The organism is Streptomyces sp. CB02923 (assembly GCF_001905005.1).
In the GTDB taxonomy this organism is placed as follows: Bacteria; Actinomycetota; Actinomycetes; order Streptomycetales; family Streptomycetaceae; genus Streptomyces.
On the sequence record NZ_LWKZ01000001.1, the window covers coordinates 27,212 to 50,403 of the forward strand.

The 23,192-nt window shown below is 72.0% G+C and carries 17 protein-coding genes; 8 read left to right on the top strand and 9 right to left on the bottom strand.

Annotation, left to right across the window (positions count from 1 at the left end; genetic code table 11):
* Nucleotides 1–84 precede the first annotated feature (84 nt).
* The 4 genes from ilvN to A6A06_RS00120 all read right to left on the bottom strand — a co-directional run bounded on the left by ilvN (nucleotide 85) and on the right by A6A06_RS00120 (nucleotide 7,033).
* A complete protein-coding gene (gene ilvN / locus A6A06_RS00105; RefSeq protein WP_003986033.1) occupies nucleotides 85–609 on the bottom strand; it encodes an acetolactate synthase small subunit in 525 nt (174 codons plus the stop codon).
* Between the two features lie 45 nt (nucleotides 610–654).
* Nucleotides 655–2,520: an acetolactate synthase large subunit gene (locus A6A06_RS00110; protein WP_073757510.1), complete on the bottom strand. Its 1,866-nt coding sequence runs from the start codon at nucleotides 2,518–2,520 to the stop codon at nucleotides 655–657.
* A gap of 209 nt (nucleotides 2,521–2,729) precedes the next feature.
* Nucleotides 2,730–5,738, bottom strand: a complete 3,009-nt coding sequence (locus A6A06_RS00115; protein WP_073757512.1) for a putative bifunctional diguanylate cyclase/phosphodiesterase — start codon at nucleotides 5,736–5,738, stop codon at nucleotides 2,730–2,732.
* A gap of 332 nt (nucleotides 5,739–6,070) precedes the next feature.
* Nucleotides 6,071–7,033, bottom strand: a complete 963-nt coding sequence (locus A6A06_RS00120) for a 2-hydroxyacid dehydrogenase (protein WP_073757515.1) — start codon at nucleotides 7,031–7,033, stop codon at nucleotides 6,071–6,073.
* An 88-nt stretch (nucleotides 7,034–7,121) separates the two neighbouring features.
* Between A6A06_RS00120 and A6A06_RS00125 the strand changes: the two genes are divergently transcribed.
* The 3 genes from A6A06_RS00125 to A6A06_RS00135 all read left to right on the top strand — a co-directional run bounded on the left by A6A06_RS00125 (nucleotide 7,122) and on the right by A6A06_RS00135 (nucleotide 9,775).
* Nucleotides 7,122–8,114: an aldo/keto reductase gene (locus tag A6A06_RS00125; protein ID WP_073757517.1), complete on the top strand. Its 993-nt coding sequence runs from the start codon at nucleotides 7,122–7,124 to the stop codon at nucleotides 8,112–8,114.
* Nucleotides 8,115–8,286: 172 nt separating this feature from the next.
* Nucleotides 8,287–9,432, top strand: a complete 1,146-nt coding sequence (locus tag A6A06_RS00130; protein ID WP_443333702.1) for a PQQ-dependent sugar dehydrogenase — start codon at nucleotides 8,287–8,289, stop codon at nucleotides 9,430–9,432.
* Between the two features lie 148 nt (nucleotides 9,433–9,580).
* Nucleotides 9,581–9,775, top strand: coding sequence for a DUF6191 domain-containing protein (locus A6A06_RS00135; RefSeq protein WP_073757522.1), 195 nt, complete (start codon nucleotides 9,581–9,583; stop codon nucleotides 9,773–9,775).
* A gap of 150 nt (nucleotides 9,776–9,925) precedes the next feature.
* Here A6A06_RS00135 and A6A06_RS00140 read toward each other — a convergent pair whose 3' ends face one another.
* From A6A06_RS00140 to A6A06_RS00150, 3 genes are all read right to left on the bottom strand, one after another.
* Nucleotides 9,926–10,546, bottom strand: coding sequence for a hypothetical protein (locus tag A6A06_RS00140; protein ID WP_073757524.1), 621 nt, complete (start codon nucleotides 10,544–10,546; stop codon nucleotides 9,926–9,928).
* A 187-nt stretch (nucleotides 10,547–10,733) separates the two neighbouring features.
* On the bottom strand, nucleotides 10,734–13,013 hold the full coding sequence (locus tag A6A06_RS00145; RefSeq protein ID WP_073757526.1) for an MMPL family transporter: 2,280 nt from the start codon (nucleotides 13,011–13,013) through the stop codon (nucleotides 10,734–10,736).
* Nucleotides 13,014–13,259: 246 nt separating this feature from the next.
* Nucleotides 13,260–15,389: a phosphocholine-specific phospholipase C gene (locus tag A6A06_RS00150; protein WP_073757528.1), complete on the bottom strand. Its 2,130-nt coding sequence runs from the start codon at nucleotides 15,387–15,389 to the stop codon at nucleotides 13,260–13,262.
* 221 nt (nucleotides 15,390–15,610) lie between these two features.
* Between A6A06_RS00150 and A6A06_RS00155 the strand changes: the two genes are divergently transcribed.
* From A6A06_RS00155 to A6A06_RS00170, 4 genes are all read left to right on the top strand, one after another.
* Nucleotides 15,611–16,780, top strand: a complete 1,170-nt coding sequence (locus A6A06_RS00155) for a helix-turn-helix domain-containing protein (RefSeq protein WP_073757530.1) — start codon at nucleotides 15,611–15,613, stop codon at nucleotides 16,778–16,780.
* Between the two features lie 106 nt (nucleotides 16,781–16,886).
* Nucleotides 16,887–17,105, top strand: coding sequence for a hypothetical protein (locus tag A6A06_RS00160; protein WP_073757532.1), 219 nt, complete (start codon nucleotides 16,887–16,889; stop codon nucleotides 17,103–17,105).
* Complete coding sequence (locus A6A06_RS00165) at nucleotides 17,102–17,377, top strand: hypothetical protein (RefSeq protein ID WP_242440502.1); 276 nt, start codon at nucleotides 17,102–17,104, stop codon at nucleotides 17,375–17,377. The genes A6A06_RS00160 and A6A06_RS00165 overlap by 4 nt, the downstream gene beginning before the upstream one ends.
* Nucleotides 17,374–17,649 carry a DUF7848 domain-containing protein gene (locus A6A06_RS00170; protein WP_073757536.1) on the top strand — a complete coding sequence of 92 codons (276 nt, stop codon included), beginning with the start codon at nucleotides 17,374–17,376 and terminating at the stop codon, nucleotides 17,647–17,649. Before A6A06_RS00165 ends, A6A06_RS00170 begins: the two co-directional genes overlap by 4 nt.
* A 197-nt stretch (nucleotides 17,650–17,846) precedes the next feature.
* On the opposite strand, the gene A6A06_RS00175 is transcribed toward A6A06_RS00170, so the two are convergent.
* Nucleotides 17,847–19,520: an FAD-binding oxidoreductase gene (locus A6A06_RS00175; RefSeq protein WP_073757538.1), complete on the bottom strand. Its 1,674-nt coding sequence runs from the start codon at nucleotides 19,518–19,520 to the stop codon at nucleotides 17,847–17,849.
* Between the two features lie 340 nt (nucleotides 19,521–19,860).
* Here A6A06_RS00175 and A6A06_RS00180 point away from each other — a divergent pair, with 340 nt between their 5' ends.
* Nucleotides 19,861–21,609, top strand: coding sequence for a chitinase (locus A6A06_RS00180; protein WP_443333703.1), 1,749 nt, complete (start codon nucleotides 19,861–19,863; stop codon nucleotides 21,607–21,609).
* A 70-nt stretch (nucleotides 21,610–21,679) separates the two neighbouring features.
* Here the strand turns inward: A6A06_RS00180 and gatB are convergent, their stop codons facing one another.
* Nucleotides 21,680–23,188: an Asp-tRNA(Asn)/Glu-tRNA(Gln) amidotransferase subunit GatB gene (gatB, locus tag A6A06_RS00185; RefSeq protein ID WP_073757540.1), complete on the bottom strand. Its 1,509-nt coding sequence runs from the start codon at nucleotides 23,186–23,188 to the stop codon at nucleotides 21,680–21,682.
* Between the last annotated feature and the right edge of the window lie 4 nt (nucleotides 23,189–23,192).

Genomic DNA, 23,192 nt, shown 5'->3' on the forward strand with positions numbered 1-23,192 from the left:
CTAGCTGGTTGCCCGACACATTACGTCGGGCGGGGAAGGAAAGGATCGGGGGTCTCGCGATACGGTCCGGGCGGGCCGGACGGCTCAGGCCGAGCGGTCCAGCGCCCGCAGCGAGCGGTCCGTGATGGACCGGGCGCCGCGCCCTATGGCGATGGTTCCGGACTGCACCAACTCCTTGATGCCGAACGGCTCCAGCATCTTGAGCATCGCCTCCAGCTTGTCGCTGCTGCCGGTCGCCTCGATGGTCACCGCGTCCGGGGAGACGTCGACGGTCTTGGCGCGGAAGAGCTGGACGATCTCGACGATCTGCGAGCGGGTCTCGTTGTCGGCGCGCACCTTGGCCAGCACCAGTTCCCGCTGGACGGCGGAGCCGGGCTCCAGCTCGACGATCTTCAGGACGTTGACGAGCTTGTTGAGCTGCTTGGTGACCTGCTCCAGCGGGAGCGACTCGACGCTCACGACGATGGTGATACGGGAGATGTCGGGGTGCTCGGTGACGCCCACGGCGAGCGAGTCGATGTTGAATCCGCGGCGGGAGAACAGCGCGGCGATCCGGGCCAGGATGCCGGGGGTGTTCTCCACCAGGACGGAGAGCGTGTGCTTGGACATGGTCGGTCTTCTCTCTTCTATCCGCGTGTCTCGCGTCCCGGCGTCTCAGTCGTCTTCGCTGTCGCCGAAGTCGGGGCGCACCCCGCGGGCCGCCATGACCTCGTCGTTGGAGGTGCCGGCCGCGACCATCGGCCAGACCTGGGCGTCCTCGTGGACGATGAAGTCCACCACCACCGGGCGGTCGTTGATCGCGTTCGCCTTGGCGATCACCGCGTCCAGCTCGGCCGGGTCCTCGCAGCGCATCGCCACACAGCCCATCGCCTCGGCCAGCTTGACGAAGTCCGGGACGCGGGTGCCGCCACCGGAGACGTCCGCGGTCGCCAGGCAGTCCTCGGGGCCGCGGTGCAGCACGGTGTTCGAATACCGCTGGTTGTAGAACAGCGCCTGCCACTGGCGGACCATGCCGAGGGCGCCGTTGTTGATGACCGCGACCTTGATCGGGATGTTGTTCAGCGCGCAGGTGACCAGTTCCTGGTTGGTCATCTGGAAGCAGCCGTCGCCGTCGATCGCCCAGACCGTACGGTCCGGCTGCCCGGCCTTGGCGCCCATGGCGGCCGGAACGGCGTACCCCATCGTGCCCGCGCCGCCGGAGTTCAGCCAGGTGGACGGCTTGTCGTAGTCGATGAAGTGGGCGGCCCACATCTGGTGCTGGCCGACGCCGGCCGCGTAGATGGTGCCCTCCGGGGCCAGTTCGCCCAGGCGCTGGATGACCTGCTGCGGGGCCAGGCTCCCGTCCGCGGGGTGGTCGTAGCCCAGCGGGTACGTCTCGCGCCAGCGGTTGAGGTCCTTCCACCAGGCGGTGTAGTCGCCGGCGCGGCCCGCCGCGTGCTCGGCCTGGAGGGCCACGACCAGGTCGGCGATGACCTCGCGGGCGTCGCCGACGATCGGCACGTCGGCCGCGCGGTTCTTGCCGATCTCGGCCGGGTCGATGTCGGCGTGCACGATCTTGGCGAACGGGGCGAAGGAGTCCAGCTTGCCGGTGACGCGGTCGTCGAAGCGGGCGCCGAGCGCCACGATCAGATCGGACTTCTGCAGGGCCGTGACGGCGGCGACCGCACCGTGCATGCCCGGCATCCCGACGTGCTGCGGGTGGGTGTCGGGGAAGGAGCCCAGGGCCATCAGGGTGGTGGTGACGGGCGCGCCGGTCAGTTCGGCCAGCACCTTCAGCTCGGCGGTGGCGCCGGACTTCATCACACCGCCGCCGACGTAGAGGACCGGGCGGCGGGCCTCGGTGATCAGCCGGGCGGCCTCCCGGATCTGCTTGGCGTGCGGCTTGGTCACCGGGCGGTAGCCGGGCAGGTCGGTGTGGGGCGGCCAGGAGAAGGTGGTCTGCGCCTGGAGGGCGTCCTTGGCGATGTCCACCAGGACGGGTCCCGGACGGCCGGTGGAGGCGATGTGGAACGCCTCGGCGATGGTGCGGGGGATCTCGGCCGCTTCGGTGACCAGGAAGTTGTGCTTGGTGATCGGCATCGTGATGCCGCAGATGTCCGCCTCCTGGAAGGCGTCCGTGCCGATCGCCTTGGAGGCGACCTGGCCGGTGATCGCGACCATCGGGACGGAGTCCATGTGGGCGTCGGCGATCGGGGTGACGAGGTTGGTGGCACCGGGTCCCGAGGTGGCCATGCAGACGCCGACCTTGCCGGTGGCCTGCGCGTAGCCGGTGGCGGCGTGGCCCGCGCCCTGCTCGTGGCGGACCAGGACGTGGCGGACCTTCGAGGAGTCCATCATCGGGTCGTACGCGGGGAGGATGGCGCCCCCCGGAATGCCGAACACGGTGTCGGCCCCGACCTCTTCGAGCGAACGGATGAGGGACTGCGCGCCCGTGACGTGCTCCACGGCGGTCCCGGGTGCTCCGCCGGAGTTACGGGCCCGCGGCTGCGGATGGTGGGCCCCGGTGGCCTGCTCGGTCATCTGCGTCTCTTCTCGAAGCTGAGGGTTTTGATGGGGTATGGGGGTGGTGATGCAACAAAAAACCCCTCGTGCCGTGAGGCAAGCGAGGGGAGCGCGCCGGTGCGGAGCGCTGGGTTTCCTTGGGTGACCCAGCTTCAGCCGACGCGCTTTCCAAGTACGAGAATTCGGGTGCGCATGGAACTGACCCTCCCCCTGCCGCCAGGGGGGTGTCAAGTGGGTGGGACGGAGGTCTCACTATTTGGGCGCAGCGGAGGCCGCGCCAACGCCGCCTCCGCTCCGTCCCTGCTGTCACCGGGCGCGAAACGCCTGGGCAGTTCGCCCAGCACCCGTCCGGGTGACACCGGTTCGCGGCCCTTCTTGACGTGGCGTACCGGCAGGCCCGTACCGCTGAGCATCACCGCCCGGCCCTCGCTCCCCGGGCCCGGCACCGGATAGACGCCCTGGGCCAGCGCGTGGCGCAGCCGGTGCTCGTCCAGCGGCCCGGAGAAGGCCATGCCCTGGCCGTGCGTACAGCCCATGGAGCGCAGCGCGACGATCTGCTCGGGCAGGTCGACGCCGTCGGCGACGGACTGCATGCCGAGGTCGGAGGCGATCCGCAGCAGCCCCGAGGTGATCTTGTGCAGCCGGGCGGAGTCCACCACCCCGTCGACCAGGTCGCGGTCCAGCCGCAGGACGTCGACGGGCAGCCGCCGCAGCGCTCCGATGGCGGCCGCGCCGCTGCCGAAGCCGTCCAGGGCGATCCGTACCCCCAGACGGCGCAGGGCGACCAGGCGGCGCTCCAGCTCCTCCAGCGGTATCCGCGGATCGGTGTCCGCCAGCTCCAGGACCAGCGCCCCGGACGGCAGGCCGTGCCGGGACAGCAGCGCCTCGATGCTCTTGGGCGGCAGCGCCCGGTCCAGCAGCCGGTGCGCGGAGATCCGGACGGCGACCGGGACCGGATGGCCCGCCCGGTGCCGGCCGGCGGCCTGCTGCACCGCCTCCTCCAGCTGCCAGCGGCCCAGCTCGGCGGTGCGGTCGCCGTCCTCCTTGAGCCGGCCGCGGTCGCCGACCCGCAGGAACTCGGCGGGGGTGAAGAGTATGCCCTGGGCGGAGCGCCAGCGGGCCAGTGCGGCGACCGCCGTGATCCGGCCGCCGGCCAGCTCCACCACGGGCTGGTGCAGCAGCGCGAACTCGCCGTCGTGCAGGGCCGTGCGCAGCTTGGTGGCCAGCTCGGCGCGGCGCACCACGTCGGCCTGCATCTGCGGTGCGTACAGCTTGACGCAGCCCTTGCCGGCCTGCTTCGCGCGGTACATCGCCAGGTCGGCGTTGCGCATCAGGGGGCCGGGGGTGATGCCCGGTTCGGCGAAGGCCGCGCCGATGCTGGCGGCGACCCGCACGTCCCGGCCGTCGATCTTGTACGGGTCGGAGAGCCGGATCCGCAGCCGGTCGGCGATCTCGTGGACCCGGTGCTCGCGGGCCGTGTGGTCGCGGGAGCCGTCGCCCATGATCAGCGCGGCGAACTCGTCGCCGCCCAGCCGTGCGGCGGTGTCCCCGGCCCGTACGGATTCGGCCAGTCTGCGGGCGGCCTGGATCAGCAGCTCGTCCCCGGCCTGGTGGCCGATGGTGTCGTTGACCTGTTTGAAGCCGTCCAGGTCGATGTAGAGCACGGCGGTGCCCGGATCGGTGGCGCGGCGGCCGGTCAGCGCCTGGCTGACCCGTTCGGTGAACAGGGCCCGGTTGGGCAGGTCGGTGAGCGCGTCGTGCGAGGCGTTGTGCTGGAGCTGGGCCTGGAGTCGGACGCGTTCGGTGACGTCGCGGGAGTTGAAGATGAGGCCGCCGTGATGGCGGTTGACCGTGGACTCGACGTTGAGCCACTTCTCGCCGCCGGCGCGGTGCTCCCCCGCGCGAAAGCGGCACTCGATGCGGGTGGTCGGTTCGTCCTCGGGGCGGGCGGCGAGGAATCTGCGCACCTCGTGCACCACGCGCCCCAGGTCCTCGGGATGGATGAGGGAGGCCAGCTCGGAGCCGACCAGTTCCTCCGCGTCCCGGCCGTAGACCCCCGCGGCGGCGGGGCTGACGTAGCGCAGTATCCCGGTCGGCGCGGCGATCATGATGACGTCGCTGGAGCCCTGCACCAGCGAGCGGAAGTGGTTCTCCTTCTGGGCCAGTTCCTGGGTGAGGGTGATGTTGTCGAGCAGCATGATGCCCTGGCGCACGACCAGGGCGAGGACGACCGTGCAGCCGGTGAAGAGCACCACGCGGTCGATGCGGCGGCCGTCCAGGACGTTGTACAGGATGCCCAGGGTGCAGACGGCGGCGGCCAGGTACGGGGTGAGCGCGGCCAGCGAACCGGCGATGGGCCGCTGGGCCGCGGTCGTCCCCGCGGCCGGCGGCGTGCGGGGCGCGGCGCGCTCGGGGACGTCGGCGGTGTCGCCGCCGGGCAGCCGCCGGGCGACCCAGGGCGCGTACGTGAGCAGCATCGAGCCGGCGAACCAGCCGGCGTCCAGGATCTGTCCGGAGCGGTAGTGCTCGCGCAGCAGCGGCGAGCTGAACAGCGCGTCGCACAGGACCGTCAGGGCCAGCGCCGCGATGGCGGTGTTGATGGCCGAGCGGTGCGCCGAGGAGCGCTTGAAGTGCAGCGCGAGCACCATGCTCACCAGCACGATGTCCAGCAGCGGATACGCCAGCGCGAGCGCGCCCTGCGGCACGCTCTGGCCCTGGAAGTGCGCGGTGTGCGCGAGCGCCAGACTCCAGGAGAGCGTCAGCAGCGAGCCGCCGATCAGCCAGGCGTCCAGCCCCAGGCAGACCCAGCCGGCCTTGGTCACGGGCCTCTTGGCGAGCACGAGCAGGCCGACGATGGCCGGTGGCGCGAAGAGCAGGAAGCAGAAGTCGGCGAGCGACGGGCTCGGCACCGGTTCGCGCAGTACGACCTCGTACCAGCCCCAGACGCCGTTGCCGATCCCGGCCATCGCGGAGGAGGCGGCGAACAGCAGCCAGGCGGGTCGAAACCGGCCGTGGTGCCTGCGGGCGTACAGGAAGCAGGAGACGGCAGCGGCGAAGGCGGCCACGCTGAGGCCGAAGTCGCCCATGAAGAGCGCGAGTTCGGGAGAGCCCCAGCCCAGGGCGGCGCCCACCGCGTAGCCGCCGCAGACGACGGCGAGCACGACCTGCGGCACCACACCCGGGGCACCGCCGGCCTGGACCGGCGGCCGGGTGAGGACCGCGCCCGTGGCGCTCACCGCCCTCTCCTCCCGTCCGCCGCGCGACATCGTCGTGGCCGGTGCGCGCATGGCGCCCGGCGCGCCCTGGATCCCGGAGGTGTCCCCCCGGGGGATCGCGGAATGCCTGTCTCGCGAATCGTCCATCGGCCGTACATCGCCCGTCGCCCCCCTCGGTTCCGGTCTTTCGCGCTGCGCCGATCACTGCCCGGCACGGCCCCCGCTCGGACGATACACCAGGTTCGTCACTCAGGGACATAGCCTCTCTACGCAGCGTGACTGTCAGTGGGATGCGGATACCCAGTGCAGTCGTACGGCCCCGTAGAGCTACCCGCAAGGGGTCCCGGCAGGTTTCACCCGGCCGTAGCCACGACGTTGCGCAAGGGTTCACCGGAGGCGAAGCGCGCCAGCTGATCCCTCATGAGGCGCTTCGCGCGGGGCATGAAGGCGGAGCTGGGGCCGCCGACGTGCGGAGTGATGAGCACGCCGGGAGCGTGCCACAGCGGGTGCCCGGCGGGCAGCGGTTCCGGATCGGTGACGTCCAGGGCCGCCCGCAGCCGCCCGGATTCCAACTCCGCGAGAAGTGCCTTGGTGTTGACGACGGCGCCGCGCGCGACGTTCACCAGCAGCGCTCCGTCCTTCATACGGGCCAGGAAATCGCTCCCGACCAGGCCGCGGGTGGTGTCGGTGAGCGGCGTGGTGACGATCACGACGTCCGCCGCGGGCAGCACGGCGGGCAGTTCGGCGAGCGGAAGCACAGGCCCGCGCACGGTCTCACGTGCGGTGCGCGCAATGCGCGCCACCCGCGCACACTCGAAGGGAGTGAGCCGGTCCTCGATAGCACTTCCGATCGAGCCGTAACCCACAATGAGGACCGTCTTGTCGGCGAGCGCCGGCCGGAATCCGGCCAGCCACTGCCCCGCGTCCTGGCCGCGGACGAAGTCCGGGATGCCGCGCAGCGAGGCGAGCGTCAGCGTGAGCGCCAGTTCGGCCGTGCTGGCGTCGTGCAGACCGCGGGCGTTGCACAACCGGGTACCGGGAGGCATCTGGGGCAACGCGGGCAGCATGTGCTCGATGCCGGCGGTCAGGGTCTGCACGGCGCGCAGCCCGGTCATCTCCGGCAGCGGTCGTACACACGCCTGCGGACTCTTCATGTACGGGACCACGTAGAAGGCGCAGTGGGCGGGGTCTGCGGGGAACTCCGGTCCGGCGTCCCAATGGACGTAGTGAAAGCCGTCCGGCAGTCCACCGACCTCATCAGGAGGGATCGGAAGCCATACGTCGTTCGCGGCGGTGCGCGGGTCTGCGGAAGCCATGGCCAGAGGCTATGCGATTCCTCCCTGTGCTCAGACGTTAGTTTGGTCAGGCCCTTGATCGGGGGCGAGGGGATGGAGGCACGACCACGTGGAGCGCAGGACAATAGGGGCAACAGCGCTCGAAGTGGGTGCAATCGGGCTCGGCTGTATGCCGATGAGCTGGGGATACACCGAGTCGCAGCGCAACGGCGAGAGATCGCTGCGCACCGTGCACGCCGCCCTCGACCAGGGCTGCACCCTGCTGGACACCGCTGACATGTACGGGCCGTTCACCAACGAGCTGCTCGTCGGACGGGCCCTGAAGGAGCGCCGCGCGCAGGCCTTCGTGTCGACCAAGGTCGGCCTGCTGGTGGGCGAACAGCACATCGTCGCCAACGGGCGCCCCGGCTACGTCAAACGGGCCTGTGACGCCTCACTGCGCCGCCTCCAGACCGACTGCATCGACCTGTACCAGCTGCACCGGACCGACCCCGAGGTGCCGATCGAGGAGACCTGGGGTGCGATGGCGGAGCTGGTGGCAGCCGGAAAGGTGCGGTCGCTGGGCCTGTGCGCGGTGGGCGCGCGCGCCGGCCGCCGCCGGGGCACACGGCTGTACGACGGGACACTGCGGCAGTTGGAACGCATCCAGCAAGTGTTCCCGGTCAGCAGCGTGCAGGCCGAGCTGTCGGTGTGGTCGAAGGAGGCACTGGAGGCGCTGCTGCCGTGGTGCGTGACGCGCGGCGTGGGGTTCCTCGCCGCGATGCCGCTGGGCAACGGCTTCCTCACCGGCACGCTGACTCCTGGTCAGGGCTTCGAACCGCGTGACATACGGGCCCGCCATCCGCGCTTCACCGCCGAGATGATGGCCGCCAACCAGCCGGTGGTGGCCGGGCTGCGCCGGGTCGGTGCGCGGTACGGGGCCACGCCGGGGCAGGTGGCGCTGGCGTGGGTACTCGCGCAGGGGCCGCACGTCGTGCCCGTACCGGGGACGAAGCAGGAGCGCTGGGCCGCCGAGAACGCGGAGGCGGCCGGGCTGGCGCTGGACCGCCGCGATCTGGCGGAGATCGCCGCGCTGCCGCCGGCCCGGGGGTCGTGGGACTGAAGGCGGCGGGGCGGCCGCACGGCGCGGGGCCTCGGAGTGCGGCGGGCCCGCCGGGGCCGGGTGGCGGGTCCGGGGCGACCGGGCCGGAGCGGGGGCCTGACGCGAGGGGTGCGGTGTGGTGTCGTAGGGCGGGTTCCGTCGACGAGAGGACTTCGCCGTGCAACGACGCTCCGTGACCTCCGTGTTGGCCGCTGCCTCGCTGCTGCTGGCGGCGGGGTGCTCCACCGGGGGATCGCCGGCCCCGGCCGGCTCCCCCGCCGTCTCCTCCCCTTCAGCCCCGGGCAGCACACCGGCCTCCCCGTCCCCTTCGGCACCGCCCGCCAAGGGTTCGGTGAAGGTGGTCAGCACCCTGACCACCGATCTCACCTCACCCTGGGGAGTGGCCGCGCTGCCGGGAGGTGACCTGCTGGTGTCCTCACGCGACACCGGGAAGATCTTCCGGGTGGCGGCGGACGGCGGCCGGAAGACCGAGCTGGGCACGGTGCCGGGAGTCGCACCGGGCGGTGAGGGCGGCCTGCTGGGGATCGCGGTGGCCCCGTCGTTCGGCCGGGACCACCAGGTGTACGCGTACTTCACCACCGAGTCCGACAACCGCATCGCCCGTATGAACTACGACGCGAAGAAGCAGCCGGGCCGCCAACTGGGCGCTCCCGACACGGTGCTGAAGGGCATCCCCAGCGGACAGATCCACAACGGCGGCCGGATCGCGTTCGGCCCGGACAAGATGCTCTACGCGGGCACCGGCGAGACCGGCGACACCGGGCTCGCGCAGGACCGGAAGTCGCTGGGCGGCAAGATCCTGCGCATGACGCCGGACGGCGAGCCGGTGCACGGCAACCCCGACGCCGACTCGGTGGTGTACACGTACGGGCACCGCAACGTGCAGGGCCTGGCCTGGGACGCCGGGGGCCGGCTGTGGGCCGCGGAGTTCGGCCAGAACACCTGGGACGAGCTGAACCTGATCGAGCCGGGCAGGAACTACGGCTGGCCCGAGGTCGAGGGCAAGGGCCGGGGCGACGCCCGGTTCGTGGACCCGGTGGCGCAGTGGGGGACGGCGGAGGCCTCGCCGAGCGGCATCGCGTACGCCAGGGGCTCCGTCTGGATGGCGGGACTGCGCGGCGAGCGGCTGTGGCGGATCCCGCTCGGCGGCCGGCAGGCGTCGGCCGCGCCGCAGGCGTTCCTCCAGGGCGAGTACGGGCGGCTGCGTACGGTCGTGCCGACCGGGGACGGCGGGCTGTGGCTGGTCACCAGCAACACCGACGGGCGCGGCGATCCGAAGAACGGCGACGACCGGATCCTGCGTCTGGACGTGCGCTGACGGCGGCGTGCGCGGATGGCGGCCGGGGCGGACAGCTGCCGGGGCGGACGGGACGCCCCGGGCGTACGGGTTCGCCCGCAGCCGTCCGTTTCATTCCGGTGGTGCCTACACTCGTCGTACGGGACCGGCCACGTCGTCAGGGGGCAGGATGTTCAACCTGGTGGAGGAGCTGTTCGCGCCGGGGCGCAAACACACCGACGAGGAACGGCGGCGGCTGACCCTGGTGGTCACCGACACCGGCGACAGCGATCCGGGCAAGGGACCGATAGACCTGTCCTCGGGCAGGGTCACCGTCCGCCTGCCGGAGCAGGGGCCGGAGCAGGCGCCGGCGCGGGACGGCTGAACGGCGGCCGGGCCCCGGACCGGCGGTTCCCCGGGAGGCCGCGTACGGCCTCGGGAACTGCCGGATTCCGGGGCCCGTCGCCTCGTGGAGAACCTGTCGGCCCGTGGAGAGCTGTCAGCTCGCGGGGAGCCTTTCGGCCCGTACGAGCCCTCAGGAGCCGGGGGTTCCGGCGCCGCCGGTCTTGGGCAGCGTGGGCATGCTCGCGAAGAGGTCGAAGTACATGCCGGCGGAGACGATGATCCCCACGACGCCGAGGGCGATGCCGCCCCAGGCCACGGCGCGCACCCAGGTCGGGCGGGGCCAGGTGAGGACCAGGCCCGCGACCACGATGGCGAGCAGCGCGAAGATGCCGTTGACGAGGGCGTGGGTGTGCCAGGGGGCGCCGTAGACGGTGCCGATCTGGTCGGTGGCCTTGCCCGTCTGGAGCTTGATCTGGCCGAGCAGGGTCTGGCGCTCGGCCAGCACCGTGCCGGCCCAGGTGCCGGTGAGCGAGGCGAGGCCCAGGCCCGCTGCGGCGACGGCCCCGGCGCCGGACGCCACCGAGGCGGCCGGGGCGGCGGGCGGCGCGTCGGCGTCCCCGGCCTCCTCCCCGTCCACGTCGTCGGCGTCCGCGGTGTGCGGGGCGTCCGCGTCGGCCGCGGCGCCGGACGGCGTCTTCCCGTCCTTCTCTGCGGCCTCGGACGTCCCGTCGGCCTCCGTCGTCCCGGTGGCCGCCTTGGCCTCGTCGGCCTTCGTGTCGTCGGTGCGCTCTTCGGTCTTGGTGGTGTCCATGGGCGCGACCGTAGGCGTCGCGTCTGAGAGACGTATGAGAACGGCCGGGGCGCACGGGAAACCGGCCACGACGGCGGACGCGACGGCTCCGCGGGGCGCGCGGTCCGGTCCGCGCCTCCCGCCCCGCGCCACCGCTTCCCCGTCCCACGCCACCGCCCCGCCCGTGCCGCCCCGACGCGCCCGCCCGCTACTTCCGTACCAGCCCGTCGCCGCCCCGCCGCGGCCCCGGAACGGCAAGCGGAACCGCAACCGGAACCCCCGGCGCGCCGCCCGCGCCCGGACCCGCCGACGGGTCCTCGGCCGGATCCGCAGCCGGGTCCCGCTCCGGCGGCGGCTCGATGCTGATCCGCGGCAGCCGCCGATCCAGCCACCCCGGCAGCCACCAGTTCGCGCCGCCGAGCAGGTGCATCAGAGCGGGTACGAGCAGGGTGCGCAGCACGAAGGCGTCGAGGGCGACGGCGGCGGCCAGGCCGATGCCGAACATCGCGATGATGCGGTCGCCGCTGAGCACGAACGCCGCGAAGACGGCGATCATGATGACGGCCGCCGAATTGATGACCCGGCCGGTCTCGGCCAGTCCGACGCGCACCGCGCGACGGTTGTCGCGGGTCAGCCGCCATTCCTCGTACATCCGGCTGACCAGGAAGACCTGGTAGTCCATGGACAGCCCGAAGAGGACCGAGACCATGATCACGGGCAGGAAGGGCTCGATCGGGCCCGCGCTGCCGAGCCCGAGCAGTTCGCTCCCCCACCCCCACTGGAAGATCGCCACCACGATCCCGAAGGAGGAGGCGACGGCCGCGATGTTCATCGCGGCGGCCTTCAGCGGTATGCCGATGCTGCGGAAGGCGAGGAGCAGCAGGACGCAGCCCAGGCCGATGACGACGCCGACGAAGAGCGGCAGCTTGCCGACGATGACGGAGGCGAAGTCGTCGTAGCTCGCGGTCACGCCGCCGACGTGGACGCGCATGCTGGTGCCCTCCCCGGCTTTCGGCAGCACCTCGTCGCGCAGCCGTTCCACCAGGTCGGAGGTCTGCCGCGACTGCGGGGAGCCATCCGGTACGACCGTGATCACGCCCGTGCTGCCACTGCCGTCGAACTCCGGCCCCTGGACCTGCGCCACGCCCGGGGTGCCCCGCAGCTCGTCCGGCAGCCGGTCGAAGGCGAGCCGGTCCTTGGCCCCGTCGAGGTCGCCGACCAGGGTCAGCGGCCCGTTCGAGCCCGGCCCGAAGCCCTCGCCGAGCAGGTCGTACGCCTGCCGGGTGGTGCTCGTCGCGGGGTTGTTGCCCTGGTCGGAGGTGCCCAGGTGCAGGGAGAGCGTGGGCAGCGCGAGGACCAGCATGACGACGGCAGCGGCCGCCCCCAGCAGCTTGGGGTGGCGCTCCACGAAGCCGGACCACCACGCCGCGAAGCCGGCGGGCGGCGCGGGGCAGGGGCCGTCGGCGGCCAGCTGCCGCCGTTCGCGCCGGCTCAGCGCCCGCGGCCCGATGACGCCGAGCAGGGCCGGGAGCAGGGTGACGGAGGCGGCGACGGTCAGGACGACGGTGAGCGAGGCGGCGATGGCGACGCCGTTGAGGAAGCCGAGCCGCAGGACGAGCATGCCGAGCAGGGCGATGCAGACGGTGGCCCCGGCGAAGACCACCGCGCGCCCCGACACGCTGACCGCGCGCTCGGCCGCCTCCTGGACGCCGAGGCCGGATCTCAGCCCTCTGCGGTGCCGCGTCACGATGAAGAGCGCGTAGTCGATGCCGACACCGAGGCCGATGAGCATCCCCAGCATCGGGGCGAAGTCGGCCACCGTCATCGCGTGGCCGAGCAGCGTGATGCCCGCCGAGGCGGTGCCGACGCTCACCACCGCCGTGACGAGCGGCAGGAGGGTGGCGGCGAGCGAGCCGAAGGCGAGGAAGAGGACGACGGCGGCGGCGCCGAGGCCGATGAGTTCGGCGAGCTGGGCCCCGGAGGTCTCGGTGACCGCGATGCCGGCGCCGCCCAGCTCCACCTGGAGTCCGTCGCCCGCGGCGGCCTTGACGGTGTCCACGACGCGCTGGACCTGCGCCTTGTCCAGGTCCTCGGCGGGGGCGTCGAAGGCCAGGCCCGCGTAGGCGGTGTGCCCGTCCTGGCTGATCTGCCCGGCGCCCTGCGGTCCGTACGGGCTCTGTACGGACGCGACCCCGGGCAGCCGGGAGACCGTGTCGAGGGTCTGCTGGAGATCCTTCTGCACGGCGCCCGCGCGGACGGTGCCGGACTCCGTGTGCCACACGATCGTGTCGCGGTCCCCCGACCGGTCCGGGAAGGCCCGCTCCATCAGGGCTCCGGCCTGCCCCGATTCGGTACCGGGGACGTCGTAGTGGTCGGAGTAGGCGGAGCCGGCGGCTCCGGCCGCGGCGGCGGCTCCCGCGAAGGCGGCGAGCCAGAGCACGATCACGACGATGCGGCGCCGCAGGCACCACCGGGTCAGTGCGGTCATCAAGCTCTTCGTCTGCTTCCCGGGTCAGGCGCCGATGTCTCCCGGGATATACCCGTGGTGCCGTACGCGTAAGGGAGGGGGAAGCACGGGACCGCCGCCTGCCGACGAAGGAGCGGCGGGCCCGTACCTCTTGCAGAGTGACAGTACGAAGAGATCCTTTGCCCTCTTTGTGGACTTCCCCACAAGGGGACCGGGAAGCGGAACCCGGCCGCCGGACAGAACGCCGCCGGTTCCGTCCGTATCCGGTCAGCCGGTGATCGATTCCTTTCCGTTTTCGATGTGCCCCATGAAGCGGCGGTGGAAGGACGTGTCCTGGGCGACGGACAGGTCCAGGTCGTACCAGCCGTGGGCCTGCGCCGCGGAGTGCGCGACGGTGCGGGTGCTGCCCGCCCGCACCGTGACCGTGCGCGGCGCGGCGTCGCCGTACGCCAGCGGCGCCAGGGTGAAGGTGAGGTCGGCGCTCCCCTTGTTGACGAGCGTGAGGTGCAGCTCGCGCCGGTGCGCGTCCAGGCGGGTGCCGATCCGGACCGCGGCGGCCGCGCCGCCGGCCGTGCCCGCGTGCTCGCGCCGGAACCCGTTGGGGCCCGTAAGGGTGAAGTGGTACGCGCTGTCCTTGACGGGCACCTCCCAGTCGGCCCGGCCCAGCACGTCGCGGTGCTGCGGCGTTCCGTACTCGCCCGCGTACGGGTACAGCGCGAAGTGCGCGCTGGCCCGGCCGTCGTTGCGCACCGCGAGCCGGAAGCGCTTGCCCTGCGCGTCGTAGGCGCCGTCCGCGTCGGGCTGGTACGGCAGCGGGCGCGCGGGCCGGGTGCCCGGCTCCTGGCGCGGCAGCTGCTGCTCACGCGGCGGGCGCGGCGCCCAGCGTCCGCTGAACGCAGGGATCGCGCCGGGCCGCTCGACGGCGGGCTGCCGACGCCCGCGGGAGAAGTCGAAGGCGGTGGTCAGGTCGCCGCAGACGGTGCGCCGCCAGGCGCTGATATTGGGCTCCCGCACGCCCGTCCAGCGCTCCAGGAAGCGGATGATCGAGGTGTGGTCGAAGACCTGCGAGCAGGCGTGGCCGCCCACCGTCCAGGGCGAGATCACGAGCATCGGTACGCGCATCCCGAGCCCGGTCGGCTTGCCGTCCCAGAACTCGCCGTCCGTGCCCTGCGGCGGCACCGGCGGCGGCACGTGGTCGAAGAAGCCGTCGTTCTCGTCGTAGGTCAGGAACAGCGCGGTGTGCCGCCACACGTCCGGGTTCTTCCCGAGCGCGTCGAGCACCTTGTAGACGATGGTGGCGCTGGCGACCGGCGAGGACGAGCCGGGGTGCTCGGAGTCCGCGGCAGAGGGGACGATGTAGGACACTTCCGGCAGCTTCCCCGCGGCGACGTCCGCGGCGAAGGCGGTGGCCGTGGAGTCCGGCTCGCCGCGGCGCAGCGCGCGCTCGAAGAGGCTGCGGTCGGCCTCACTGAGCGCCTGTACGCCCTCGTCCAGCAGCCCCTGCAAGCGCTTGCGCTCCGCCTCGCCTGCCGCCGCCACCTTGCCGTAGAAGGCGGTCATGTTCTGTACGCCGCCCACCTTGGCCAGCGCCTTCTTCATGACCGCCTTGAAGGTGGCGTAGAACTCCAGGTTGTTGTCGGTGAAGTTGTCCCACTCCTGGTAGACGCGCCAGCTGTGCCCGGCCTTCTCCAGGCGCTCGGCGTACGTGGGCCAGGTGTAGCCGGTGTGGGTGTCCTCCGCGTAGGCGTCGTTGCCCACCGCGCGCTTGCCGGAGCCCGGTTCGAAACCGGTCCAGCCGCTGACCAGGTGGTTGCGGTTGGGGCTGGTGGAGGAGTGGATCGAGGAGTGGTAGGCGTCGCAGACGGTGAAGGTGTCGGCCAGCTCGTAGTGCAGCGGTACGTCCTGGCGGTCGTAGTGGGCCATGGTGGCGGCCGTCTTGGCGGTGACCCAGTTGTCCATCCAGCCGTCGTGCCACGCCTTGGCGCCGCCGGACCACTCGTGGTTGAGCGCCCCGATGTACTGGAGGTCCTTCTTCTGGGCCGCCGCGGCCTCGCGCACGGAGAAGGGCAGGACGGTGCCGACGCCGAGCGCGCCCGGCTGCTCGAAGACGCTCCGGTTGCCGCCCGGGAGCTGGACGGCGTTGCGGTCGGCGTAGCCGCGTACGCCGCGCAGCATTCCGAAGTAGTGATCGAAGGAACGATTCTCCTGCATCAGCACGACGACGTGCCTGATGTCGCCGAGCCCGCCCCGGCCCCGGCCTCGGCCGCGCCCGGCCGCGGCCGGTTCGGCGGCCAGCGCCTGTTGCAGCGACGGCGGCAGCAGGGACGCGGCGGCGGCCGCTCCCGCCGCCGCCGCGCCAAGTCCCATGACCCGTCTGCGAGATACCTCGGATGCCACGCTCGACCTCCCAGTCGACTGCCCGCGGTCGGGCAATGGTTCACATACAGCCCATTTGGTTGATGCGAGCGGGACGGTAGTGGAGCGGGGTGGCGGGCGACAGGTGTCGGAGTGACGTTTTCGAGAACAGATGGGTCCGGTTCCGGTTGTGAAACAGCGGGACGAGTGGGGGTGGGGCCTTTCGCATGTCCGGGGCAGGGTCCGCGTCGTACGCTCGGAACATGAGCACTGCGGGGCAGAGGGTCAAAGAAGTCCGCAAGCGTCGCGGGCTGTCACAGCGTGAATTGGCGGACGCGTCGGGAGTCTCGCTCTCGGCCATCCGCAAACTCGAACAAGGAGAGCGGGAAACCGCCCGCCTGGAGACCTTGCGCAAGCTCGCGCAAGCGCTGAGGGTGCCGACAATGCGTCTGGCCGGGGAACCGAACCCGGAGGGCGCCAGCGCGGACACAGTGGATCGATGGGCAGCGGTCCGGCACGCGCTGGAACGTCCCCCCGTCACCCTCGGACCGGACGACGAGCCGCCGACCGTCAGCGGAGTACGCGCCACCCTGGCAGACGCGGCTCCGCTGTTCGCCGGTGACCAGTACGCGGCACTGTCGGCACTCCTGCCACCCTTGCTGCGGGACGCGGACGCGCTGGGCACGGAGGGCCGCGCGGTCCGCGTGCGGCTGTTGCAACTCGCCGGGTGGCTCATGGTTCAGACCCGGCAGTTCAAGGCCGCCGAGACGGCCCTGGAGCGAGCCCTGGACGACTCGGCCAACCGTATGGAGGGGGCCGCCACAGTCAACACACTGTGCTGGCTGCTGCTCCGGCAGGGCGAGTTGGGGAAAGCTTACGACCTCGCCGTCAAGTGGGCCGACGAGACCGAGCCCCGGTTTTCCCGCGCGACCCCGGCGGAGCTGAGCACATGGGGCTGGATGCTGCTGCGCGTGTCCGCTGCCGCCGTGCGCAACTCTCGGCCCGGCGACGCGGAGGACGCACTGCGGCTTGCCACAGCGGCAGCCGTCGCGCTGGGGCGTGAGCACGCGCCGAACAACGACTTCCTCCGCACGTTCGGGCCCACCACGGTCAAACTCAAGGCCGCGGAGAACGCCAGTGTGACCGACCGGCCCGACATGGTGCTCCGCATCGCCGAACGCGTGCCCGTCTTCAGCCTCAAGCCCACGTCGAACAACCGGAACCGCCATTTGCTGGACGTGGCCGACGCGTACGCCAAGACCGGCGACTACGCCGAGGCGTTCGGCAAGCTGGAGCAGATCCGTGCCGACAGCCCGGAATGGCTGCCGAACCAGCGCTATGCCCGGGACATCCTCGGCCGGGTGGCCCAAGGACGGCGGACGTTGACGGCGGACATGCGGGCCATGGCCGACGTGGTGGGCCTGCCGCTCTAGCACTTGTGGCACTTCCCCTCGGCGGGTCTCCGAAGTGCCACAGACAACAGAGAGTGGCCGTCCCTAGCGTTGAGTCATCGGATCACGCGAGGGACGGCGATGCACCATGGCCCACGACTGGGCGCCCGCCACGGGCACGTACGCGGTAGACACGACGAACGGCCGGCTCGGCGAGGTGCGCAGACTGCTCGAAGACGCCGCCTGCCTCGTTCCGCCGGGCGGAGGCGCCGAGTGGACAGTCAGCCCCCACCAGCTGCGCAAGCCCACCGACGAGGAACGCGCACGGGCCCGGACCTGGACGCGCCCGGTCGGGAGCCGGTCATGAACCGCCCCCATCCCCCACCGCACCGCAGCTACCCGGAGCCACCGGTCACCCTCCCGATGCACGCCCCGTCACTGGAACCGGCGCCGGTCGAAGGCTGCAAGGTGTGCGCGAGCGCCGCGGCCTGGCGACGGGCGTACCGGACGGGCAAGGGCACCGCGGACGGCCGTACGAACCACTCCGCGGCCGTGGACTGTTCCCTGGAGATCCGCAACCACCCGCACGAGCCGCGCGTGACGGGCCTGCCGGTCGGCACCCCGGCGGTGCGCCCGTGAGCACCCGCAGCGTGATCCGCGCCGTGCAGCACGCCATCGGCACGCACCCACGTAGCGACGTCACCGTTTCGGCGCGCTGCCTGGCCGGCGGATGCCTCTGGACGCTGGCAGTCACCGCCGACCTGAAGGCGGCCGACCTGGCGGCCATGGCGCACACGGGCCGTACGGGGCACCCGACGTTCGCCCGGACGTTCGAGGACGTGGCGCTCGTACGCCGCCTGGAACTGAACGAGGGCCAAGCGGCCGTCCCACCGCTCCCGGCGCCCCGCTGAGCCCCCGCTCCGGCCGCCCTCACCCTGGACAGGTCGAGCGGCCGGAGCGGGTCGACCCGCACAGGCAGATGCGTGACACATGGCGGCGGCCAGGACAGCTAAGCTGCCGCACCCCGGCAGAAGGCTTCATCGTCCCCCCGGCGGCAGCTGACCGCCCGCACCCGGCCTGCCCGTGGGCAGCCCGGGTGCGGGCACGATCACCGCGATGGCCGGATGGACAACGCGTGCCGGAACTCGTCGCGCGGGTCCCAGCGGGCCTTCACGCGCTGCAACCGCGGGTAGTTGCCCTTGTAATAGAGCGTGTGCCACGGGACGCCGGACGTGTTCAGCGCCGGGTCGGCCAGGTCCACGTCCGGATAGTTGACGAACGCCCCGTCGCTGACCTCCCCCGGCACCGGCACGCCGCCGCTGTCGGCGTACACGGCGCGGTAGAGGTCCCGGACCCAGGCCAGGCGCGGCGCGCCCGCCTCCCCCGCCTCCCAGCTGGTCAGGTAGATCGCCTTGAGGATCGAGTCCCGCTGGGGGACGGCGGTCGCGTCCGGCGCGACCGCGTTGACCTGCCCGCCGTAGGAGACCAGCCACAGCGCTCCTCCGGCGCTCGCCTCCTTGCCCGCCCCACCGGCGCCACCCGCCAGGTACGTGTAGGCCGCCCCGATCTGCTCATCCGTGAACCGGTTCCGCAAGTAGCCCGCCTTGCTCTTGAACGCGGCGGGGGCGGTCTCCTGCACCGAGGCCACCGCCTGCAGCCACGGCGTCTCCTCGTGGCCGGAGACGGGCCGGGCTCCCACTCCGCGCCCGACGGCGTCCACGTACGCCTGCATCAGCCGCTCGGCGCCGGGCGTCGCCGCGTCCAGCTGGCCGGTCAGGAGGATGTCGCCGCTGCCGCGCGCGTTGACCATCAGCACGCTGAAGAGACCGGCGTACGGTGAATCGGGCGCGCTGTTGTGCTCGTACCAGGAACCGTGGTTGCGCAGCAGGCGGGTGAAGGCACGCTCGTCCAGGTTCTTCCAGTCCCAGACCGCGTAGGAACTGAGGACGGTCCCGGGCGCCTTGGGCAGGAGCTGTGCGGGGTCGTCGCCCTTCGCGGCCGGATCGCGGAACCAGTAGCACGTGACGATGCCGAAGTTGCCGCCTCCGCCGCCGGTGTGCGCCCACCACAGGTCGTGGTGCGGGTCCTCCGGGTCGCGGGTGGCCACGACGCTGCGGGCCGTGCCGGAGCGGTCCACCACGACGACCTCGACGGCGTACAGGTGGTCGACGGACAGCCCGTACCGCCGGGAGAGCGTGCCGTACCCGCCGCCGAGAACGTGCCCGCCCACGCCGACCTCGGCGGTGGCGCCCGCCGGGATGGACACGCCCCAGCCGAGGAACAGCGCGCGGTAGACCTCGCCGAGCAGGGCGCCGGGCTCGACGGCGAACGCCCGCCGGGCGGCGTCGTACCGGATCGCCCGCATGGGCGAGGTGTCGATCAGGACGCCGACGGACGGGTCGTCGACGAAGTTCTCGAAGCAGTGGCCGCCGCTGCGTACGGCGATGCGCCTGCCGTCCCGTACGGCCTGCTGCACTGCGGTGACGACCTGCTCGGTGGTGTTCACGACGTGGACGCGCGCGGGCTTGCCGGTGAAGCGCGCGTTGGTGCCGCGGCGGGTGAGCGAGGGGTAGCGCGGGTCTTCGGGGCCGACCGTGACCAGGCCCTGGCCCGGCGGGCGGCCGGCCGCCGGGGCGGCGGGCGCGGCAGGCGGAGCCGCGGGCGCGGCAGGCGGGGCGGCGGCCTGCCCGGCGCTCGCGGTGCCCGGCGCGGCCACGGCCGCAGCCGTTCCTCCCAGGGCCGCCGCGCCCGCGAGCAGGCTCCGGCGCGTCACTTCACCCATGGTCCGCTCCTGTAACTGTGGTGGTTCCGGCGGTGGTTGATGCTGCACATCTCCACCATCGGCCCCGTCCGGCGCCGGAGCATCGTCCACGATGACCAACTGCCCCGTAGGAAGAACGATGTACGGCGCGCGGCGCCCCCGGTCCCCCAGGAGGGTGCGCGGCGGGCGCACATCCTCCGCAGGAAGGGTTCGCCGCTCCCCGCGCGGCAACGGGCCTGCGCGGGCGAACTCTTCACGAACTCTTGACAACCGCATTGGTCTGGACCATTTTGTGCCCAACGCCCGCTGCACCTCCGGACCGGGCGGGCGGCCCTTCCGGGCCCATTACTTGGAGACAGCCATGCCGCACCCCCTCATGTCCCGCACCCCCCGCTCCCGGCACAGACGGTGGCTCACCACCGCCGTCACCGGGCTGGCCGGCGCCGCCCTGGCCGTGACCGGCACTCAGACCGGCGCCTCGGCGGCCCCCCACGCCGCCCCCCGGGCCGCCGCCGACGTCAACAACGCCAAGAACCCGGGCTTCGAATCCGGGCTCTCCGGCTGGACCTGCTCCTCGGGCGCGGGCTCCACCGTGTCCTCCCCCGTGCACGGCGGCACATCGGCCCTGAAGGCCACACCGGCCGGCTCCGACCAGGCCAAGTGCTCGCAGACCGTGGCCGTCAAGCCCGGCTCCACGTACACGCTCAGCGCGTACGTCCAGGGCTCCTACGTCTACCTCGGCGCGAGCGGCACCGGCACCACCGACGTGTCCACCTGGGCCCCCGGTGCCACAACCTGGCAGCAGCTGAAGACCACCTTCACCACCGGCCCCTCCACCACCTCCGTCACCGTCTACACCCACGGCTGGTACGGGCAGTCCGCCTACTTCGCCGACGACATCAGCGTCTTCGGGCCGGACGGTGGCGGCAACGGCGACCCGGGCGATCCGGTTCCCGACGCGCCCGCCGGGCTGACCGTCGGCGCGGTCACCTCGTCCTCCGTAGCGCTGTCGTGGAGCCCCGCCAAGTACGCCACCGGCTACACCGTCTACCGCGACGGCGCCAAGGTCCAGTCGGTCACCGGCACGTCGGCCACCGTGACCGGCCTGAGCCCGTCCACCGCGTACCGCTTCCAGGTCGCCGCGGCCAACGCGGCGGGCGAGTCCGCCAAGTCCGCCGAGGTCACCGCCACCACGTCCCCGGGTGGCGGCGATCCCGGCCCGTCCGTGCCCAAGCACGCCGTCACCGGCTACTGGCAGAACTTCAACAACGGCGCGACCGTACAGAAGATCAGCGACGTGCCGAACCAGTGCGACATCATCGCGGTGTCCTTCGCCGACGCGACCACCACGCCCGGCGCGATCACCTTCAACCTCGACTCGGCGGGTCTGGGCGGCTACACCGTCGACCAGTTCAAGGCCGACATCAGGGCCAAGCAGGCGGCCGGCAAGAACGTCATCCTGTCCGTCGGCGGCGAGAAGGGCACCATCTCCGTCAACGACTCCGCGTCCGCGAACAACTTCGCCAACAGCGCCTACGCCCTCATGCAGGAGTACGGCTTCAACGGCGTCGACATCGACCTGGAGAACGGCCTCAACCCGACCTACATGTCCCAGGCCCTGCGCTCGCTGTCCCAGAAGGCGGGCAGCAAGCTGGTCATCACCATGGCCCCGCAGACCATCGACATGCAGTCCACCCAGGGCGGCTACTTCAAGACCGCGCTGAACATCAAGGACATCCTCACCGTCGTCAACATGCAGTACTACAACAGCGGTTCGATGCTCGGCTGCGACGGCAAGGTCTACTCGCAGGGCACGGTGGACTTCCTCACCGCCCTGGCCTGCATCCAGCTCGAAGGCGGTCTCGACCCGTCCCAGGTCGGCCTGGGCCTGCCCGCCTCGACCCGCGCCGCAGGCGGCGGCTACGTGTCGCCCAGCGTCGTCAACAACGCCCTCGACTGCCTCACCAAGGGCACCGGCTGCGGCTCCTTCAAGCCCGCCAAGACCTACCCGTCCCTGCGCGGCGCCATGACCTGGTCCACCAACTGGGACGCCGCGACCGGCAACGCCTGGTCCAACGCGGTGGGCCCGCACGTGCACAACCTGCCGTAACGCGTCACGACCATACGGCTAAGGGCGGCACACCGGTGGTGTGCCGCCCCTCGCGTACGGGAACCGGGTGTCAGCCCTCGACGCCCAGCTTCTCCAAGATCAGCTCACGGACACGGGCCGCGTCGGCCTGGCCGCGGGTGGCCTTCATGACCGCGCCGACCAGCGCGCCGGCCGCCGCGACCTTGCCGCCGCGGATCTTGTCGGCGATGGCGGCGTTGGACTCGATGGCCTCGTCGACGGCCTTGCCCAGCGCGCCCTCGTCGGAGACGACCTTCAGGCCGCGCTTGTCGACGACGGTGTCCGGGTCGCCCTCACCCGCGAGGACGCCCTCGATGGCCTGGCGGGCCAGCTTGTCGTTGAGGGAACCCTCCGCGACCAGCGCCGCGACCCGCGCGACCTGCTCCGGGGTGATGGGCAGGGCGGCGAGGTCGACGCCGTCCTCGTTGGCGCGGCGGGCCAGCTCGCCCATCCACCACTTGCGGGCGGCGGCGGAGTCCGCGCCGGCCTCGGTGGTGGCGACGATCAGGTCCACGGCGCCGGCGTTGAGGATCGACTGCATGTCGTGCTCGGAGACGCCCCAGTCCTCGCGCAGCCGGTTGCGGCGTACGCGCGGCAGCTCGGGCAGGCCCTTGCGCAGCTCCTCGACCCACTCGCGGGACGGGGCCACCGGGACCAGGTCGGGCTCCGGGAAGTACCGGTAGTCCTCGGCCTCCTCCTTGATCCGGCCGGGCGTGGTGGAGCCGTCCTCCTCGTGGAAGTGGCGGGTCTCCTGGACGATCGTGCCGCCGGAGGACAGCACGGCCGCGTGCCGCTGGATCTCGAAGCGGGCGGCCCGCTCGACGCTGCGCAGCGAGTTGACGTTCTTCGTCTCGGAGCGGGTGCCGAACTTCTCGATGCCCTTGGGGCGCAGCGACAGGTTCACGTCGCAGCGCATCTGGCCCATCTCCATGCGGGCCTCGGACACGCCCAGCGCCTTGATCAGCTCGCGCAGCTCGGCGACGTACGCCTTGGCGACCTCCGGAGCCCGCTCGCCCGCGCCCTGGATGGGCTTGGTGACGATCTCGATGAGCGGGATGCCGGCGCGGTTGTAGTCGAGCAGGGAGTGGGACGCGCCGTGGATACGGCCGGTGGCGCCGCCGACGTGCGTCGACTTGCCGGTGTCCTCCTCCATGTGGGCGCGCTCGATCTCCACGCGGAAGATCTCGCCGTCCTCCAGCTGTACGTCCAGGTACCCGTCGAAGGCGATGGGCTCGTCGTACTGCGACGTCTGGAAGTTCTTCGGCATGTCCGGATAGAAGTAGTTCTTCCGGGCGAAGCGGCACCACTCGGCGATCGAGCAGTTCAGGGCCAGGCCGATCTTGACGGCGGACTCGACGCCGATCGCGTTGACGACCGGGAGCGAGCCGGGCATGCCCAGGCAGGTGGGGCAGGTCTGCGAGTTGGCGTCGGCGCCCAGGGTGGTGGAGCACCCGCAGAACATCTTGGTCTTGGTGCCGAGTTCGACGTGCACCTCAAGACCCATCACAGGGTCGTAGGTGGCCAGCGCGTCCTCGTACGACACCAGTTCAGTGACGGTCACGGAA